Origin of the sequence: Azospirillum sp. CT11-132, from assembly GCF_047302835.1 — a bacterium.
GTDB lineage: Bacteria > Pseudomonadota > Alphaproteobacteria > Azospirillales > Azospirillaceae > Azospirillum.
The window spans coordinates 1,022,565-1,038,871 of the sequence record NZ_JBGLZA010000003.1 but is presented as its reverse complement, the minus strand read 5'-3'; the positions used below and the strand labels follow the sequence as shown (position 1 = coordinate 1,038,871).

Below are 16,307 nucleotides of genomic sequence, written 5' to 3'. Positions count from 1 at the left end.
GACGATCTTTACGCCTCGGCGAGCGCGCGGTCGAGATCTTCGATGATGTCCTGAGGATCCTCAAGACCAACGGACAGGCGCAGCAGGCCGGGTTCGATCCGCGCCGCGACCTTTTCCTCGTCCGTCAGCTTGGAATGGGTGGTGGTGGCGGGGTGGGTGATGAGGCTCTTCGAATCGCCGAGATTGTTGGAGATCATCACCATGCGCAGGCCGTTCAGCGTGTTGAACGCCTCGGTCTTGCCGCCCTTCAGGAAGACCGACAGCATGTTGCCGCCGCCGGTCATCTGCTTGCGCACCAGATCATATTGCGGATGGCTGGGCAGCAGCGGGTACAGCACCTGGGCGACCTTCGGGTGGCTTTCCAGGAACTCGGCGACCTGCAGCCCGGCCGCCGACTGGGCCTGCACGCGCAGTTCCAGCGTCTCCATGCCCTTCAGCAGCAGCCAGGAATTGAAGGGGGAGATGGTCGGGCCGGTGTTGCGCAGGAAGGGATGGATGACCTCGGAGGCGTATTTCTTGTCCTTTGCCAGGATGACGCCGCCCAGGCAGCGGCCCTGACCGTCGATGTGCTTGGTCGCCGAATAGATGATGACATCGGCGCCGAAGTCGAACGGGCGCTGCAGGACGGGCGTCGCGAAGGCGTTGTCGACGACCACCACGGCACCCGCCTTGTGGGCGAGGTCGCAAACCGCCTGGAGATCGACGACCTCCAGCCCGGGGTTCGACGGGGTTTCGAGGAAGACCGCCTTGGTCGGCTTGGACAGCGCCTCTTCCCACTCCGTCAGGTTGGTGCCGTCGACGAACACCGTCTCGATGCCGTAGCGGCCGCACAGTTCCTTGAGGATCCAATAGCAGGAGATGAAGAGCGCCCGCGGCGCCACCACCCGGTCGCCGGCACGCAGGCCGCTCATCAGCGCGCCATGCACCGCCGCCATGCCGCTGGCGGTGGCATAGGCCCATTCGGCGCCTTCATACTCGGCCAGCCGGTCCTCGAACATCGCCGAGGTCGGGTTACGGAAGCGCGAGTAGACATGGCGCGTGCCATCGTTGGCGAAGGCATTCTCCGCTTCCTCGGCTGAGCCGTAAACGAAGCCGGAGGTCTGGTACAGCGCCTCGCAGGTCTCGTCGAACTGCGAGCGGCGGATGCCGCCATGGACCAGCTTGGACCGCGGGCGCAGCCCCGCGACATTCGGATTGCGATGATCGGTGCGCGACATTCCGCAACTCTCCCCTGAATGACGCCGGTGGGGCGAGGCCGGCCGCAAACAGAAAACGCCCCGACCGATCGGGTCGAGGCGCGGACGCGGCTCGGACCTTTTTAGCGGGTTGTTTTACGTGGCCCGCAAGCCGGTCGACCAAATCACCACGTGGGTTCGCTTGTACGACTGCGTATGACCGCCGTCAAGGGGGGTAGCGCCGCCATCCCTTTTTCCGAAATGCGTTCGGTCCGCCGATCCGAAATCGCGGTCGATATTCAGCAAGATGTGTCAGGACGGCTGCCGGACCCCCGGCTTATGGTTCCTTCCATCAACCGTTCAGGCCGGATCGACGATGAGCAGGCAAGAGTATGACGAGAGATTTTCCCGGCTGTTCGACTACATCGATCAGAATCTGGAAGGCGACCTGTCGCTCGACAGGCTGAGCGATGTCGCCTGTCTCTCCAAGTTCCATTTCCATCGTCTTTTCTCGGCTCATTTCGATGTCAGCGTCGGGAAATACATCCAGCTGGCACGGTTGAAGCGGGCGTCGTTCCGGCTGGCCTTCTATCCGGCCGACAAGGTCATCGACATCGCCTTGGACGCCGGTTTCGAAACGCCGGAATCCTTCTCCCGCGCCTTCAAGACTGCGTTCGGCCAAACCCCGTCGGAGTTCAGGAAAACTCCGGAATGGCGGCAGTGGCACGACCGCTATCGTCACATCAAAAGAAGAAGGATCAGGACCATGGATGTCTCCATCGTCGAAGTCGCGCCTGTCCAGGTGGCGGCCTACTGTCATCGAGGACCGATCGAAGGCGTGAATGACTCGGTTCGCATCTTCATCGACTGGCGCAAGGCCAGCGGGCTGTCACCGCGGGAACGGTGCCGGACCTTCGGCGTCGCCTTCGACAACCCGGAAACCACCGAACCGGCCGATTTCCGGTTCGACATCTGCGGGGAGATCGACGGCGAGGTGCCGGACAATCCCCAAGGGGTGGTGAAGAAGCTCATTCCCGGCGGTCGATGCGCCGTGGTCAGGCACCGGGGAGCGCACGAGCAGATCGGGGAGGTCGTGCGGTTTCTCTATGGCCGATGGCTTCCGGAAAGCGGCGAAGAGCTTCGCGATTTCCCGGTGTACTTCCACTATCTGAACTTCATTGGCGAGACGCCGGAGCATGATCTGCTGACCGACGTCTATTTGCCGATCAAGTAAGGCACGGCACGGAAGTGGCGCCGCTTCCGTTGTCCGCCGGTTCAGCCGACCTGCTCTTTGCTCGGTTGCGGCTTTTTCGACAGCATCCCCTTCACGTCTCCCAGACTTGCCCCGCCCAGCAGCGTCGCCAGCGCTCCGAAGGCCGTGGCTCCGCCGGACACCAGCAAGGCGAGCGCCAGGAACCTCACCGCGGTGGAGGATGCGGCGAGCCAGGGTGCAAGCGCACGCTCGCCCACCAGAAGGGCCACCCCCATGCCGGCCGCCGCCACGGCGATGCGCGGCGCGCGGCGTTTCAGCCGGTCATCCAGGTCGAACAGGCCGCGCCGGCGCATCGCCGCGACCAGCAGCCCGACATCCAGCCATGCCGTCAAACCGGTGGCGAGCGCGATTCCGACATGGCCCAGCCAGGGCATCAGCAGCAGCGCCAGCAGGGCGGTCGCCACCGTCACGACGACGGCGACCCGTACCGGCGTCACCGTGTCGTGGCGGGCGAAAAAGGCGGCGTTCAGCGACTTCACGATCACGTAGGCCGGAATGCCGACGGCATAGGCGGCGAGCGCCATCGCCGTGGCCTGCGCCTCCTCCGGACCGAAGGCGCCGCGCTGGAACAGGACGGAGACGATGGACGCTCCCGCCACGCCCAGCGCGACCGCCGCCGGCAGGCCGAGCAGCAGGCTGAACTCCAGCGCGCGGCTCAGGTAATGGCGCACCATCCGCTCATCCCCTGCGGCGACATGACGGGCCAGAACCGGCAGAAGGGCGGTGCCGATGGCGATGCCGATGATGCCCAGCGGCATCTGGTTCAGCCGGTCGGCATAATAAAGGAAGGACACCGCGCCCGACGGCAGCAGCGAGGCCAGCACGATGTTCAGGAACAGGTTGATCTGCATGACGCCGGCCCCGATCGCGCCGGGCCCGATCAGCCGGAACAGCCGCCGCATCCCCTCCGTCATGCGCGGCGGACGCAGACGCAGGGCGACGCCCGCCTTGCCGCAGGCCCAGGCCATCCAACCGACCTGCACCGCACCCGACAGCGTGACCGCCGCCGCCATGGCGGTGCCGGGCTCCAGCCCCAGCCGCGGCGCGATCAGCAGGGCGGCGACCAGGGTCAGGTTGAAGGCGATGGGAGCCGCGGCGAAGGGGCCGAAGCGGTCGAGCGCGTTCAGCACCCCGCCCAGCAGCGCCACCAGCGAGATCAGCGCCAGATAGGGAAAGGTCAGCCGGGCCATGTCCACCGCCAGGGCGAACTTGGCCGGCTCGTCCGAAAAGCCGGGGGCGAGACCGTGCATCAGCCAGGGCATGGCGACGATGGCGGCTAGCGTGAAGGGCAGCAGCATCGCCAGCAGCATCGCCAGCGCCTCTTCCGCGAAGCGGATGGCGGCGGCACGGCCGCGGGTCTGCAATTCGGCGGCGAAGAGCGGAACGAAGGCGACGCCGAAGGCGCCTTCCGCGAACAGCCGGCGGAACAGGTTGGGCAGCTTCAGCGCGACGAAGAAGGCGTCGGCGACCGGCCCGGCACCCAGCACGGCCGCCGTCAGGATGTCGCGTGCAAAGCCGGCCAGCCGGCTCAGCAGGGTCAGGCCGCCGACTGTGGCGATGGCGCGTGCGAAATTCATCGCGGCGGTATAGCCGGCCATGGAAGCGCGGCAAAGCCGGCTTTTCGGCGCAGTGGATGCGGTGCCGTTGGTGGTGGTGATGGCGCTGGTCTGCTTGGGTGGAGCAACTGTCCGCCGCTGCCACCTTGCCGGTAATGGCGTTGCGTCGGCATCTTCATTGCGGCATGCTTGCGTCCGCCTGCCTGCGTCCGCTTTCACACCGAAGGACGCGGCCGGCGGACGATCCACTGCGTTCGGGGTATACGTGAAGCGGGCGCTCTGGCTTTTTTCCGGTTTCGGCGGGCGGCTGGTCCTGCCCGCTCTGGCGGTTGCGCTGGCCATCGCCGCCCTGTGGTGGATTCTGCTCGACCGTCTGCATCGGGAAGAGCGGCTGCTCGACCAGACGGCCCATGAGAAGACCGCCGTCTTCGCCCGTCTGGTGGAGGAGCATGCTGTTTCCACCTTCCGCCGGGTCGACGACCTGCTGCTGGATCTGATCGCCAACACCGAGCGCAACCGCGCCATGCGCCTGGATTCCCGCCGCGCCTTCGAAGAGGGGCTGGTGGTGGGCGTCCGCGTCTATGACGCCTCGGGCCTGCTGACCATGGGCGGGGGACGGGCAACCTTCCAGGGGACCATCACCGACCGCGACGAGTTCCGCATCGCGCGTGACAGCGCGCCGCGCGGGCTGGTGATCGGCATTCCCTATGCCTCGTCGGAAACGCATGACCTGATCATCCCGGTGTCGCGCCGGCTGGAGAACACCGACGGTACCTTTGCCGGGATCGCCGTCGCCGACATTCCGGTCGAATCCTTCGTTCGCTATTACCGCGTGCTCGGCCTGCCGCCGGACGGCGCGGCGGCGCTGCTGCGCTCCGACGGCATCATCATCGCCCGCAGCGCCGGGATGAAAGCGGCATCGAGCCGTGATTCAGCCAACAGCGAGCTTTGGCAGGCGATCAGGCAGCATCCCATCGGCCACATGCGGATGACCAGCCCGATCGACGGGGTGGAGCGGATCACCGCCTTCCGGTCGGCTCCCGATTATCCGGTGATCGCGGTCGTCGGCGAATCGGTTGAGACGGTGTTCGGTCCCTGGCGCGACAATGCCCGCCTCTACATCGGCTGGGCGGTCGCCACCACCGTGGTGATCCTGCTGTTCGTCATCGCCTTCATCGTCGAACTACAATGGCGCCGCCACACCGACCGGGCGTTGCGGGTGCGCAACCGGGCGCTGGCCTGGAGCAACGACGGCATCATGATCGCCGACGCCACCCAGCCCGGCATGCCCATCGTCTATGTCAATCCGGCGTTGGAACAACTGCTGGGCACGCCGGTCTCCGCCCTGATGGGCAGCGGCGCTCTGACGGCGCTGGAGCGGGCGACGAACGACCGGGCGGCCCTGCAGCCGCTGCGTGACGCCATCGTCGTCGGCCGGGACGCGCGGGTGGAACTGACCCGTCCCGGCCTCGTCGCGGACGGGGCGGACCCGCAGGGGCCGCGCTGCCTGGAGTTGAGCGCGTCGCCGGTGCGCGATCACGACAACCGTCTGGTCAGCCTGATCGCCACCGTCCGCGACATCTCCGAACACAAGCGGGCGCAGGCGGCGCTGACGGAAGCCCGGCGGGAGGCCGACCTTGCGAACGTCGCGAAGTCGAAATTCCTGGCGGCGGCCAGTCACGATCTTCGCCAGCCGGTGCAGTCGCTGATGCTGCTGATGGAGGTGCTGTCCACCCGCGTCAGCGACGGCATGACCCGCAATGTCCTGGGCACCATGGATCGGGCGCTGGGCGCCCTGAAGATGCTGCTGGACGGGCTGCTCGACGTCTCCCGGCTGGAGGCCGGGGCGGTGGTGCCGGAGGTGGAGGTGTTTCCGCTGCAGGAGGTGATGGACCGCGTGGCCGCCAACAGCCGCTCCGTCGCCGTCCAGAAGGGGCTGATCCTGCACATCGTGCCGTGCAGCGCCCATGTCCGCAGCGATCCGATGCTGTTGGGCCGCATCCTGCAGAATCTGGTGGAGAACGCGCTGCGCTACACCGACAAGGGGCGCATCCTGATCGGCTGCCGCCGTCGGGGCGGCATGCTGCGGATCGAGGTGTGGGACACCGGCATCGGCATCCCCGCCGACCAGCAGGAGGACATCTTCCAGGAGTTCGTGCAGGTCGGCAATCCCAGCCGCAACCGCGACCGTGGCCTTGGACTTGGTCTGGCGGTGGTGCGGCGGCTGTCGGCGATGCTCGACCATCAGGTCACGGTGCGGTCGACCCCCGGCGAGGGATCGGTCTTCACCGTGGAACTGCCGATTGCCGACGCGCCGTCGGCCAAGACCGTGCCTGCTCCGCTCGCGCCGCTGCCGGCCTTCGCCACCACGGTTCTGGTGATCGAGGATGACGGTATCGTGCGCGAAGGGATGCGCGCCATGCTGGAGGAGTGGGGTTATATCGTTCTGGCGGCCGAATCCTGCAGCGAGGCGCTCGACCTCGCAAATCGCGGTCCGGCTCCCGACCTGATCGTCGCCGATTACCGTCTGCGCGACGGCCGTACCGGGACCGAGGCGATCCGGGAGGTCCGGCTGGCGCTTGGCCGCATCCTGCCCGGCATTCTGGTCACCGGCGACACCGCTCCCGCCCGTGCGCAGGAGGCGGAGGCCGGCAATTTCCGCGTCATGCACAAGCCGGTGATCGCTTCCGACCTGCGGCGCGCGGTGGCCGAGGCGCTGGAGCCGCTTCTGCGCGAACGCCAGACGGTCGCCTGATCCGGTCGCCTGATCCGGCGCTCGTGAGGGTCAGGGAATCAGGCTGTTCAGGTCGAAATTCTGCGCGAAGGCGATCATGGCGCCGCAGGCGCTAGCCGATCCGACCCGCATCACACCTTCGCCGACCACCGTCGGGAACTTGCTCTTCTGCAAAGCCTGCTGGGTCTTGACCGGATCGGCGACGCGCAGCACGAAGCCGGCGAAGAAGGGCAGGGCGGCCGTCGCGAAGGCAGGATCGGCGGTCCAGGCCCAATTCAGCCGATCCGGCGTTGCGACCAGCACCGGGACCTGACCATCGCCGGACCCTGCCGGTTCCACCACGCGCGCGGAACCGCGGTCGGTGACGGTGCCGCCCAGCAGCTTGGCGTAGGTCGCGGCGACCGCATCGGGATCGGCGGCGGCGATCACCAGCGCTTCCAGGCCGGTGGCGCCGTTGGCGTGCACCATCTGGTCGGGGCGCCAGACCAGATCGGGCGTGTGGTGCTGGCACAGGAAGACGCGGCCGGCCGGGGTGGCGGCCGGGTCGATCTGGGTGATGGTGAAGTTGGCGTCGCGGCTGCCGCCGGGCAGTTCCACCGGGCGGCCGAAATCGACGGGTTCCGACACCGGAAAGCCGGCGGCGGTCAGGGGACCGACGGCGGCGCGGGCGTCGGGCGTCTTCAGCGCGACGGCGGCGATGCCCTCGCGCTGGCGCAGGAACGCGGCGTAATGGGCGTTGGCCGGCCGCTGCTCCTCGATGCCCAGCAATTCCAGATAGGTGCCGGTCGGGAACAGAATGGTGTGGTTGGCCGACTTCAGCTGGGTGTGGTGGCCGCGCGGCGTCACGGTGAAGCCGAGCCGGGTATAGGCGTCGCGCGCCGCGTCCAGGTCGCGGGTGGCGATGACCAGATGGTCCAGTCCGGTGATGCCGTCGATGCTCATGGCGTCCTGCCGCTGTCGGGTTGCTGTGCCGCCAGCGATAGAACAGCCGGCCCGCCGCGGCAAGCGCGAAGCGGCCGGACCTCCTCGTGGGAGACCCGGCCTGATCGTCACAGTGCCTGCTGCAACTCCGGCACAGACTTGAACAGGTCCGCGACAAGGCCGTAGTCGGCGACCTGGAAGATCGGCGCTTCCTCATCCTTGTTGATCGCGACGATCACCTTGCTGTCCTTCATGCCGGCGAGATGCTGGATCGCACCCGAGATGCCGACGGCGATGTACAGATCCGGCGCCACGATCTTGCCGGTCTGACCGACCTGATAGTCGTTCGGCACGAACCCCGCGTCCACGGCGGCGCGCGACGCACCCACGGCGGCACCCAGCTTGTCGGCCAGAGCCTCCAGCATCGGGAAGTTGTCGCCCGACTGCATGCCACGCCCGCCGGAGATGACGATGCGGGCGGCGGTCAGCTCCGGGCGCTCCGACTTGGTCAGTTCGGCCGAGACGAAGCTGGACAGGGCGGGATCGGCCACGGCGGCGACGCTCTCGACCGGGGCGCTGCCGGTGGCGGCCGCGGCCTCGAAGGCGGTGGTGCGGACGGTGACAACCTTCACCGGGTCGGCCGACTGCACGGTGGCGATGGCGTTGCCGGCATAGACCGGCCGCTCGAACGTATCCGAAGAGACCACGGCGGTGATGTCGGAGATCATCGCCACGTCGAGCAAGGCGGCGACGCGCGGCAGCACGTTCTTGCCGGCTGAAGTGGCGGCGGTGAGGACATGGCTGTAGCCGGAGGCGAGCGACACCAGCAGCGCCGCGACCGGTTCGGCCAGGGCGTGCTCGTAGGCGGCATCGTCGGCGAGCAGCACCTTGGCGACGCCGGCCAGCTTGGCGGCCTGCTCGGCGGCCGGGGCGGCGTTGCGGCCGGCGACGAGGAGGTGGATGTCGCTGCCGAGCTTGGCGGCGGCGGTGACCGCGTGGGCGGTGGCCGGCTTGAGGGTGGCGTTGTCATGGTCGGCGAGGATCAGGATGGGCATGGCGGATTCCTCTGGCGGGCGGGGTGTTGGTAGTGCAGAGACTTGCCCCCACCCCGACCCTCCCCCGCTGGGCGGGGGAGGGGGTAGGTGCTTATGCGGGAGAGCGGCGGCAGTTCCCTCCCCTGCGAAGCGGGGGAGGGTTAGGGTGGGGGCACCGGAGCCGGCGCTCAGATCACCCGCGCCTCGTTCTTCAGCTTGTCGACCAGGGTGGCGACGTCCGGCACCTTGATGCCGGCCTGACGCTTGGCCGGCTCGGCCACCTTCACCGTGGTCAGCCGCGGCGTCACATCGACGCCGAGCGCGTCCGGCGTGACGGTCTCCAGCGGCTTCTTCTTCGCCTTCATGATGTTCGGCAGCGAGGCGTAGCGCGGCTCGTTCAGGCGCAGGTCGGCGGTGACCACCGCCGGCAACTTCAGCTCCACCGTCTCCAGCCCGCCGTCGATCTCACGGGTCACCGCGACCTTGCCGTCGCCGACAACGACCTTCGAGGCGAAGGTGCCCTGGCCCCAGCCCAGCAGCGCGGCCAGCATCTGGCCGGTCTGGTTGCAATCATCGTCGATCGCCTGCTTGCCGAGGATCACCATCCCCGGCGCCTCCTTCTCGACCAGCGCCTTCAACACCTTGGCGACGGCGAGCGGCTCGGTCGTCACATCGGTCTGCACCAGGATGGCGCGGTCCGCCCCCATGGCGAGAGCGGTGCGCAGGGTCTCCTGGGCCTGGGCCGGGCCGACGGAGACCACGACGATCTCGGTCGCCTTACCGGCTTCCTTGCACCGCACGGCTTCTTCGACGGCGATCTCGTCGAAGGGGTTCATGCTCATCTTCACGTTGGCGGTCTCGACGCCGCTGCCGTCCGCCTTGACGCGGACCTTCACGTTGTAGTCGACCACCCGCTTCACGGGCACCAGCACCTTCATGACGGCGTGTCTCCTCTCGAATGGTGTTCTTGTAACTGTTCAGGCGGCCGCGGACAGAATCTGCCCGCGCAAGGCTGCGACCGCATCGGGGATCGGCGGGGAGTCGGCGGTGGTCCCGAGCGCCGCCAGAACCTCGGCCGGCGCGACCACACCCCCGGATCCGACGAAGGCGCCCTGAACGACGGCCAGTGCCGCCAGTCCGCCCCGTGTTTCCATGCGGTGTTCGATGAAGATGTATTTGTCGTCCCAGCACAGCACCCGGCTGACCAGGGCGAATCTCTGGAACGGCCGCAGCGAGCGGCGATAGCGGATGGTCGCCCCGCCCAGCACCGGCTGCCAGCGGTTGCGCAGGATCGCCGGACCCAGACCGACGCGGATCATCAGATCGGTGCGACCCAGATCCATCACGCTGAAATAGCGTGCGTTGGTCATGTGCAGGTTGAGGTCCAGATCGGTCGGCCAGACCCGGAAACGCAGCGCCGACGGCTCCAGCAACCCGGCGCGGCGGCCGCGCCGCGCGGCAAGGATGGCGGCGGCGGCGACCGCCAGCAGGCGGAAGATCAGGTTCATCGCCCATCTCCCGCCTTGAAGGTATCGCAGGCCGCCCGCGGATGTCGCTGTCCCATCATGCTCCGATCTCCCCCCTCAGCAGGCTGACCGGTGCACGACGGGCGCCCGACCGGTCAGCTGTCCTTCGCGGCGGTCTTCAGCTCCGCCAGGGTGTTGTTGACCTGCTCTTCGATGTCGCGCAGCTCCTGCACGGTCGCTTCCAGATCCTCGCGCTGCTGGGCGAGGTCCTTCAGCCGCTTCTGCACCCGCTTCAACAGGTTCTTCTGCTGCTCGACCCCGCCATTGACGTTGTAGAGGTCGAGATATTCGCGGATTTCCGCCAGCGAGAAGCCCAGGCGCTTGCCGCGCAGGATCAGCTTCAGCCGGGCGCGGTCGCGCTTGGTGTAGACCCGGTTGTTGCCGACGCGGTTCGGCGCCAGCAGTCCCTTGACCTCGTAGAAGCGCAGAGCCCGCGGAGTGATGCCCAGCTCCTCCGCAAGCTGGTTGACCGTGTAGAGCTGTTCCATCCCTGGGAAGACCTTTTGTTTGCGTTTGGCACAATGCGTCTTCCGTTTGGTAGCACAGCTGCCGTGGCGTGATAAGGCTTCCCTTTACGTCCGGGTCAACGCGGTGACTTCGGGTCATCCTCCGTTCGATAGGGCCTGCTGCGCCTCGGCGATCAGCTCCTTCTTCGACAGCTTGCCGACGGCGGTCTTGGGCAGCTCCTCGCGGAACTCGATGGCCGTCGGCATCTCGATGCGGGAGATCTTGTCGCGCAGGAAGTCGCGCAGCGCCTCCACCGTCAGGCTGGCTCCCGGCTTCAGCTGCACGAAGGCCTTCGGTGTTTGGCCGCGGTAATCGTCGGGCAGACCGATGACACAGGCGGCGACCACGTCGGGATGCTGGTAGATCGCCTCCTCGATCATGCGCGGATAGACATTGTAGCCGCTGCAGATGATGAGGTCCTTCAACCGGTCGAGCAGGAAGACGTAGCCGTCCTCGTCCATCGTCCCGACATCGCCGGTCATCAGGAAGCCGTCGACCACGGTGCGGTCGCTCTCCTCCGCCCGGCCCCAATAGCCGGCCATGACGTTGGGTCCGGCGATCGCCACCTGACCCTTCTCCCCGATCCCGAGCTTGCGGGAGGGGTCCTCCAGGTCGCGAATCTCGATGGCGATGCCGGGCAGCGGCAGGCCGATGGAGCCCTCCTTGTTGACGCCCTTCAGCGGATTGGCGGCGCAGACGGGGGAGGCTTCCGACAGACCGTAGCCCTCGATCAGGACGCAACCGGTCGCCGTCTCGAACTGGCGCTTCAACTCCATCGGCAGCGGCGCGCCGCCGGAGATGCAGTAGCGGATCGAGGTCATCGGATAGCGGGCGACCTGCGGATGGCCCAGCAGCGCCTTGTACATGGTGGGCACGCCGGGGACGAGGGTCGGCTTGCGCTTGGCGATGGTCTTCAGCACCTGCTCGGTCTCGAAGCGCGGCAGCATGATCAGTTCGGCTCCGCAGGCCAGCCCCATGTTCAGCACCACGGTCATGGCGAAGACATGGAAGAAGGGCAGGACGGCCAGAACCCGCTCCTGTCCCAGCGCCACCTCGGGGAACCAGGCTTGAACCTGCCGCGCATTGGACAGCAGGTTGTGATGGGTCAGCATCGCGCCCTTGGGCACGCCCGTGGTGCCACCGGTGTATTGCAGTACGGCGACATCGCGCAGCCCGTCGATCCGCACCGGGCGCAGCGTTCCGTCATTGGCGAGAAGGCTGTCGAAATCGACATGGCGGTCGTCGCGCGGCACGGCGGCGATCTCGCTGCGCTTCAGCACGCTGAACAGGGCCTTCTTCACCACCGGCAGGATCGATGCCATGCGGCAGACGACGATCCGCTTCATCGGCGTACGCGCCAGCATCGCCGCGACGCGCGGATAGATCTGCTTCAGGTCCAGCGTCACCATGATCTCGGTCTGCGAGTCGGTGATCTGGTGCTCCAGCTCCCGCTCGACATAGAGCGGGTTGTAGTTGACGACGGTCCCGCCGGCCTTAAGCACCGCGAAATAGGAAATGACGTAGGTCGGGCAGTTGGGCAGGCACAGCCCCACCCGCACCCCCGGCCCGACCCCCAGATCCTGAAAACCGCGGGCGGCGCGGTTCACCAGAGCCAGCACCTCGGCGTAGGTGTAGCGGCGGCCCATGAAGTCCAGGCAGGGGCGGTCGGCATAGCGCCCGGCCGCCTCCTCGAACAGCATGTGCAGCGGCATCGGCGTGAAGGTCTGGTCCCAGGCGATTTCCTTGGGGTAGTGGGTCAGCCAGGGATGGGCGGTGTCATTGGCGGCGGCGCCATTGGCATTGGTGGTCGGCGGATTGGCGCTCTGCGCAAGCGGCTCGGGCATGGTTCGCTCCCCTTGGCGGTGGCGCGTTCCGGATCACCTGACGGCCGGCACCGAAGGGCGGCATCGACAAGCGGCGGGCGTCTGAAACGCTTTCGTTATGACGTTGACGTAAACGTAATGCGCGCCTACTGTCAAGACCAGTCCTACGAACAATCCTGAGGGCATGCTTTCATGGTCGACGACATTCTGCAGGAACTGCGCAGCCGCAGCGGCGATCTTCGCTCGCTCAACGCCTCGGTCCGCTTCCTGCTGGGCAAGGAGGGGGAGGTGATCCGGGTCGATGGCCGCGCCAGCCCAATCAGCATCAGCCGCGACGACGCCGAGTCCGACTGCACCATCCGCATCTCACCGGAAAACCTGCAAAAGCTCATCAACGGCAAGCTCAACCCGATGCTGGCCTTCACCATGGGCAAGCTGAAGGTCGAAGGCTCGATGGGCGTGGCGATGAAGCTGGCCCAGTTGCTGGACGACTGACGAAGCGGCCGGAAGAGCCGCCCACCAAATCAACCGGGAGGAAACGAACATGACGACGATGCGCACCAATTGCGCCACCCTGTCGGCTGCCCTGATGGCGGCCACGCTGCTGACCGGCCTGCCGGGTGCGGCCTCTGCCCAGGGGACTGCGCGCTCGCTGACCTACCAGATCCTGATGGGCGAGGATCCCATCGGCACCGAACAGGTGAAGATCGAGCCGCAGGGCGACCGCACCAAGGTCACCGTCACCGCCACCACGCGGGTGAAGGTGCTGTTCATCAACTTCCGCTACGACCACAAGCGGGAGGAAATGTGGAAGGGCGGCGTTCTGGAGTCGATGACCGCCACCACCGACGACGACGGCACCCCGCACAAGATCGACATCGCGCGCGATGCCGGCGGTTATCGGCTGGTGGTGGACGGCAAGCCGCAGCAGGCACCGGCAAGCGCCCTGCCGCTGACGCTGTGGACGACGGACGTGCTGAAGCACCGCGAGCTTCTGTCGGTGATCGACGCGGCCCCCTACAAGGTGGCTACGCGCAAGATCGGGGCGGAGACGGTGGAGGCCGGCGGCAAGGCGACGGAGGCCGCCCACCACCGCATCGAGGGCGATGTGGAACGCGACCTGTGGTATGCGGCGGACGGCACGCTGCTGAAGACGCGCTTCAAACGCAGCGGCTATGATATCACCTATGTCCTGAAGTGAATTCTGCCGCAGATTCCTGTTTGAACGAGGACCCGATGCCCATCTTCCTGTTTCCCGACGACCCCTTCTGGAACGAGGAGGCCGACGCCGTGGAGTTCGCGGTGCAGGTCGGGGAATATCAGGGCCGGGTCTTTGTCACCCGCCGCACCCTGCAGGGCATCGTCGGCCACACGCCGAAGCCGGACGAGGCGGTTCAGCAGGTCTGCATGAACCGCCCCCTGTTCGAACGGGCGACCGAACAGCGCATCATGGCCCGCGCGCTCGATCCCGATGCCAACATCCACCTGACCGGCCGCGACCTTCACCGCGCGGCCGGCTGAACCGAAGCGTCAACGCAGATGGGCGTAGCGGCCGCGGAAATACAGCAGCGGGTCGCCGTCCTCGCGTGAGGTCAGATTGCGCACGCGGCCCAGCACGATGACGTGGTCGCCGCCGTCCAGCAGATGCTCGCGGTCGCATTCCAGCGTGGCGAGGCAGCCGGTCAGCAGGCGGACGCCGCCACGGCCGGTGGTGGTCTCCAGCCCGGCCCAGCGCTCCTGCAGGTCGCGGCGGGAGAAGCGGTTGGACAGCTCCTCCTGGTCGGACGCGAGGATGTTCACCGCGAAATGCGGCGCGATGTTGAAGGCCTCGAACGACATCGCGGCACGGCCCAGGCAGAACTGCACCAGCGGCGGATCGAGCGACACGGACGAGAAGGAGTTCACCGTCACCCCCAGCGGCAGCCCGTCGGGCGCGATGGTGGTGATGACGGCGATCCCGGTGGCGAAGCAGCCGAGGGCGGAACGGAACGCGAGGGGATCGATCGGCTGTTCGGTGGTCATGACGTCCTGTGGTGTGGGCCGAAGTGGAGGGGCTGGCGGAGAAGAGGGCAGGGGACCCGTGAAAGGCCCCCGGAGTGGCCGAAGATGACACTGAAAGTAGGAAATACCGCGAATTAATCCAGCACGCCATCCGCTGCAAGCCGCATCTCCGTCGCATCCCCCGCCACATCTGCGCCGTATCTCCGCCCGGTCTCCGTCGCACCTCCCCCGGGGCAACGTCGTTAAACGGATCTTAATCAAACCCCGTCAGGGTTTTGCCGCGGCGGACGGCCGCCGCATCCACCGCGGCGCCGCGCGCGGAAATCGGCCTTCGGGCCTCGAACCATTCGCCACGGCCAGGGCATGAGCGGGAATTCCGGCGGCGACGAGCGGCCAATCATCATCAAGAAGAAGAAGGGCGGACACGGCGGCCACCATGGTGGCGCGTGGAAGGTGGCCTATGCCGACTTCGTGACCGCGATGATGGCCTTCTTCCTGCTGCTGTGGCTGTTGAACGTCACCACCTCGGACCAGCGCAAGGGCATCGCCGACTATTTCTCCCCCGTGTCGGTCAGCCGCGAACAGTCGGGCTCCGGCGGCATGCTGGGCGGCAAGACCATCACGGTGCCGGGCGCGCAGATCTCCCCCAGCTCGCCGATGTCGGCCGACGTGCCGGTGTCGGGTCCGCCCGGCTATTCGTCGCAGCAGACCGACGATGCCGACGACCCGACCGAATCGGTCGTCGGGCCCGGACAGGGCACCGGACCGGGAAAATCGGGCAAGGATGCCGCCGCCAACGGTGCGGCGGATGCGGATGTCGCCGACCAGAAGCCGAGCGAGACCCGCGCCGAGTTCCAGAAGCGGATGGAGGAGATGGCCAAGCAGCTGGGCATCCCCGGCCAGAAGCCCGGCGAGAAGCTGTCCGACTTCGGCGAGCGGGTGAAGGAGGCGATGGACAGCCTGCAGGGCGCGGCCAAGGAAGCCCGCCAGTTCCAGCAGGCCGCCACCGAGATCCGTCAGGCGATCCAGTCGGTTCCGGAACTGGAGCCGCTGGCCCAGAATCTGATGATCGACCAGACGCCGGAAGGCCTGCGAATCCAGATCGTTGACCAGGACCGCGTGTCGATGTTCCCCGGCGGCTCCGGCCAGATGTATCCGCAGACCCGCCAGCTTGTGCAGCAGGTGGCGAAGGCGCTGTCGAAACTGCCCAACAAGCTGTCGATCAGCGGCCATACCGATTCCACCCCGTTCCCCGCCGGCTCCGGCCGCGACAACTGGGATCTGTCGAGCGAGCGGGCCAACGCCACCCGCCGCGCCCTGTTGGCCGGCGGCATCGACCCGTCGCGAATCCAGGATGTCGTCGGCAAGGCCGACCGCGACCCGCTGGTCGCCGATCAGCCCAACAACCCGCGCAACCGCCGCATCACCATGGTCCTGCTGCGCGAGACCCAGGCGGCACCCGCGGCCGGCGGCCAGTCTGGCGGCGGCGCTCCCACCAAAGCACGATAAGTTTTCGATGCCGCCGGTACTTTGGCGCTAATTTCCGGAATCGCCCGCGTCCGAATTCTTGCTTTGTCATTGCGTCGCACAACGGCGCGCGCGTTTGCCCTGTTCAAAGCGCGCGGCGATGGGTCATACTTCCTGCACAATGCGACATGGCCGGGGCGATGCCGCCCGGCCCGCGATGATCGGTCAGATACAAGCGCGGGGGAGTCTGTGAGCGTACCCGAGAGCAAACCGTCCGACCTTTTGTCATC

At 67.1% G+C, this 16,307-nt stretch carries 15 protein-coding genes and 1 riboswitch; of the genes, 6 read left to right on the top strand and 9 right to left on the bottom strand.

Translation table 11 applies throughout. The features are described 5' to 3' along the window. Window positions 1-8: 8 nt before the first annotated feature. Window positions 9-1,217 (bottom strand): O-succinylhomoserine sulfhydrylase, encoded by a 1,209-nt coding sequence (gene metZ, locus ACCD06_RS10715; protein WP_109157461.1) that lies wholly within the window; start codon window positions 1,215-1,217, stop codon window positions 9-11. An 80-nt stretch (window positions 1,218-1,297) separates the two neighbouring features. Then, a riboswitch (SAM riboswitch) is annotated at window positions 1,298-1,377 on the bottom strand. Window positions 1,378-1,551: 174 nt separating this feature from the next. On the opposite strand from metZ, the gene ACCD06_RS10710 reads away from it, so the two are divergent. Continuing rightward, the gene (locus ACCD06_RS10710; protein ID WP_109157460.1) at window positions 1,552-2,409 is read left to right on the top strand and encodes an AraC family transcriptional regulator; all 858 of its coding nucleotides are present in this window, start codon (window positions 1,552-1,554) and stop codon (window positions 2,407-2,409) included. Between the two features lie 41 nt (window positions 2,410-2,450). Here the strand turns inward: ACCD06_RS10710 and murJ are convergent, their stop codons facing one another. After that, a complete protein-coding gene (gene murJ / locus ACCD06_RS10705; protein WP_413342482.1) occupies window positions 2,451-4,025 on the bottom strand; it encodes a murein biosynthesis integral membrane protein MurJ in 1,575 nt (524 codons plus the stop codon). Between the two features lie 244 nt (window positions 4,026-4,269). Here murJ and ACCD06_RS10700 point away from each other — a divergent pair, with 244 nt between their 5' ends. Beyond that, complete coding sequence (locus tag ACCD06_RS10700) at window positions 4,270-6,759, top strand: ATP-binding protein (protein WP_413340569.1); 2,490 nt, start codon at window positions 4,270-4,272, stop codon at window positions 6,757-6,759. A 30-nt stretch (window positions 6,760-6,789) separates the two neighbouring features. Here ACCD06_RS10700 and ACCD06_RS10695 read toward each other — a convergent pair whose 3' ends face one another. From ACCD06_RS10695 to ACCD06_RS10670, 6 genes are all read right to left on the bottom strand, one after another. Beyond that, window positions 6,790-7,680 (bottom strand): VOC family protein, encoded by an 891-nt coding sequence (locus tag ACCD06_RS10695; protein WP_413340567.1) that lies wholly within the window; start codon window positions 7,678-7,680, stop codon window positions 6,790-6,792. 107 nt (window positions 7,681-7,787) lie between these two features. Further along, window positions 7,788-8,714 (bottom strand): electron transfer flavoprotein subunit alpha/FixB family protein, encoded by a 927-nt coding sequence (locus tag ACCD06_RS10690; RefSeq protein ID WP_413340565.1) that lies wholly within the window; start codon window positions 8,712-8,714, stop codon window positions 7,788-7,790. A gap of 167 nt (window positions 8,715-8,881) precedes the next feature. After that, window positions 8,882-9,631 carry an electron transfer flavoprotein subunit beta/FixA family protein gene (locus ACCD06_RS10685; RefSeq protein ID WP_413340563.1) on the bottom strand — a complete coding sequence of 250 codons (750 nt, stop codon included), beginning with the start codon at window positions 9,629-9,631 and terminating at the stop codon, window positions 8,882-8,884. A 39-nt stretch (window positions 9,632-9,670) separates the two neighbouring features. Beyond that, window positions 9,671-10,201, bottom strand: a complete 531-nt coding sequence (locus ACCD06_RS10680) for a thioesterase family protein (RefSeq protein WP_413340561.1) — start codon at window positions 10,199-10,201, stop codon at window positions 9,671-9,673. Window positions 10,202-10,314: 113 nt separating this feature from the next. Beyond that, window positions 10,315-10,707 (bottom strand): MerR family transcriptional regulator, encoded by a 393-nt coding sequence (locus ACCD06_RS10675; RefSeq protein ID WP_085089534.1) that lies wholly within the window; start codon window positions 10,705-10,707, stop codon window positions 10,315-10,317. 114 nt (window positions 10,708-10,821) lie between these two features. Continuing rightward, window positions 10,822-12,570 (bottom strand): long-chain-fatty-acid--CoA ligase, encoded by a 1,749-nt coding sequence (locus ACCD06_RS10670; protein WP_413340559.1) that lies wholly within the window; start codon window positions 12,568-12,570, stop codon window positions 10,822-10,824. Between the two features lie 171 nt (window positions 12,571-12,741). Here ACCD06_RS10670 and ACCD06_RS10665 point away from each other — a divergent pair, with 171 nt between their 5' ends. Genes ACCD06_RS10665 through ACCD06_RS10655 form a run of 3 tightly spaced genes read left to right on the top strand, consistent with a single transcriptional unit; the run spans window position 12,742 to window position 14,070 of the window. Continuing rightward, window positions 12,742-13,044, top strand: a complete 303-nt coding sequence (locus ACCD06_RS10665; protein WP_085089532.1) for an SCP2 sterol-binding domain-containing protein — start codon at window positions 12,742-12,744, stop codon at window positions 13,042-13,044. 49 nt (window positions 13,045-13,093) lie between these two features. Further along, window positions 13,094-13,750 carry a DUF6134 family protein gene (locus tag ACCD06_RS10660; protein WP_413340556.1) on the top strand — a complete coding sequence of 219 codons (657 nt, stop codon included), beginning with the start codon at window positions 13,094-13,096 and terminating at the stop codon, window positions 13,748-13,750. Between the two features lie 35 nt (window positions 13,751-13,785). Continuing rightward, entirely contained in the window at window positions 13,786-14,070 is a 285-nt protein-coding gene (locus ACCD06_RS10655; protein WP_042702619.1) for a DUF1488 domain-containing protein, read from the top strand. Between the two features lie 9 nt (window positions 14,071-14,079). Here ACCD06_RS10655 and ACCD06_RS10650 read toward each other — a convergent pair whose 3' ends face one another. Next, window positions 14,080-14,571, bottom strand: a complete 492-nt coding sequence (locus ACCD06_RS10650) for a flavin reductase family protein (RefSeq protein ID WP_109155807.1) — start codon at window positions 14,569-14,571, stop codon at window positions 14,080-14,082. A 342-nt stretch (window positions 14,572-14,913) separates the two neighbouring features. On the opposite strand from ACCD06_RS10650, the gene ACCD06_RS10645 reads away from it, so the two are divergent. Next, window positions 14,914-16,059 (top strand): flagellar motor protein MotB, encoded by a 1,146-nt coding sequence (locus tag ACCD06_RS10645; RefSeq protein WP_109155808.1) that lies wholly within the window; start codon window positions 14,914-14,916, stop codon window positions 16,057-16,059. Window positions 16,060-16,307 lie beyond the last annotated feature (248 nt).

Excerpts from the sequence above, each read along its gene's own strand:
- metZ (WP_109157461.1), bottom strand. The coding sequence starts at position 1,217 with ATGTCGCGCACCGATCATCGCAATCCGAATGTCGCGGGGCTGCGCCCG.
- ACCD06_RS10710 (WP_109157460.1), top strand. The coding sequence starts at position 1,552 with ATGAGCAGGCAAGAGTATGACGAGAGATTTTCCCGGCTGTTCGACTAC.
- murJ (WP_413342482.1), bottom strand. The coding sequence starts at position 4,025 with ATGAATTTCGCACGCGCCATCGCCACAGTCGGCGGCCTGACCCTGCTG.
- ACCD06_RS10695 (WP_413340567.1), bottom strand. The coding sequence starts at position 7,680 with ATGAGCATCGACGGCATCACCGGACTGGACCATCTGGTCATCGCCACC.
- ACCD06_RS10690 (WP_413340565.1), bottom strand. The coding sequence starts at position 8,714 with ATGCCCATCCTGATCCTCGCCGACCATGACAACGCCACCCTCAAGCCG.
- ACCD06_RS10685 (WP_413340563.1), bottom strand. The coding sequence starts at position 9,631 with ATGAAGGTGCTGGTGCCCGTGAAGCGGGTGGTCGACTACAACGTGAAG.
- ACCD06_RS10680 (WP_413340561.1), bottom strand. The coding sequence starts at position 10,201 with ATGAACCTGATCTTCCGCCTGCTGGCGGTCGCCGCCGCCGCCATCCTT.
- ACCD06_RS10675 (WP_085089534.1), bottom strand. The coding sequence starts at position 10,707 with ATGGAACAGCTCTACACGGTCAACCAGCTTGCGGAGGAGCTGGGCATC.
- ACCD06_RS10670 (WP_413340559.1), bottom strand. The coding sequence starts at position 12,570 with ATGCCCGAGCCGCTTGCGCAGAGCGCCAATCCGCCGACCACCAATGCC.
- ACCD06_RS10665 (WP_085089532.1), top strand. The coding sequence starts at position 12,742 with ATGGTCGACGACATTCTGCAGGAACTGCGCAGCCGCAGCGGCGATCTT.
- ACCD06_RS10660 (WP_413340556.1), top strand. The coding sequence starts at position 13,094 with ATGACGACGATGCGCACCAATTGCGCCACCCTGTCGGCTGCCCTGATG.
- ACCD06_RS10655 (WP_042702619.1), top strand. The coding sequence starts at position 13,786 with ATGCCCATCTTCCTGTTTCCCGACGACCCCTTCTGGAACGAGGAGGCC.
- ACCD06_RS10650 (WP_109155807.1), bottom strand. The coding sequence starts at position 14,571 with ATGACCACCGAACAGCCGATCGATCCCCTCGCGTTCCGTTCCGCCCTC.
- ACCD06_RS10645 (WP_109155808.1), top strand. The coding sequence starts at position 14,914 with ATGAGCGGGAATTCCGGCGGCGACGAGCGGCCAATCATCATCAAGAAG.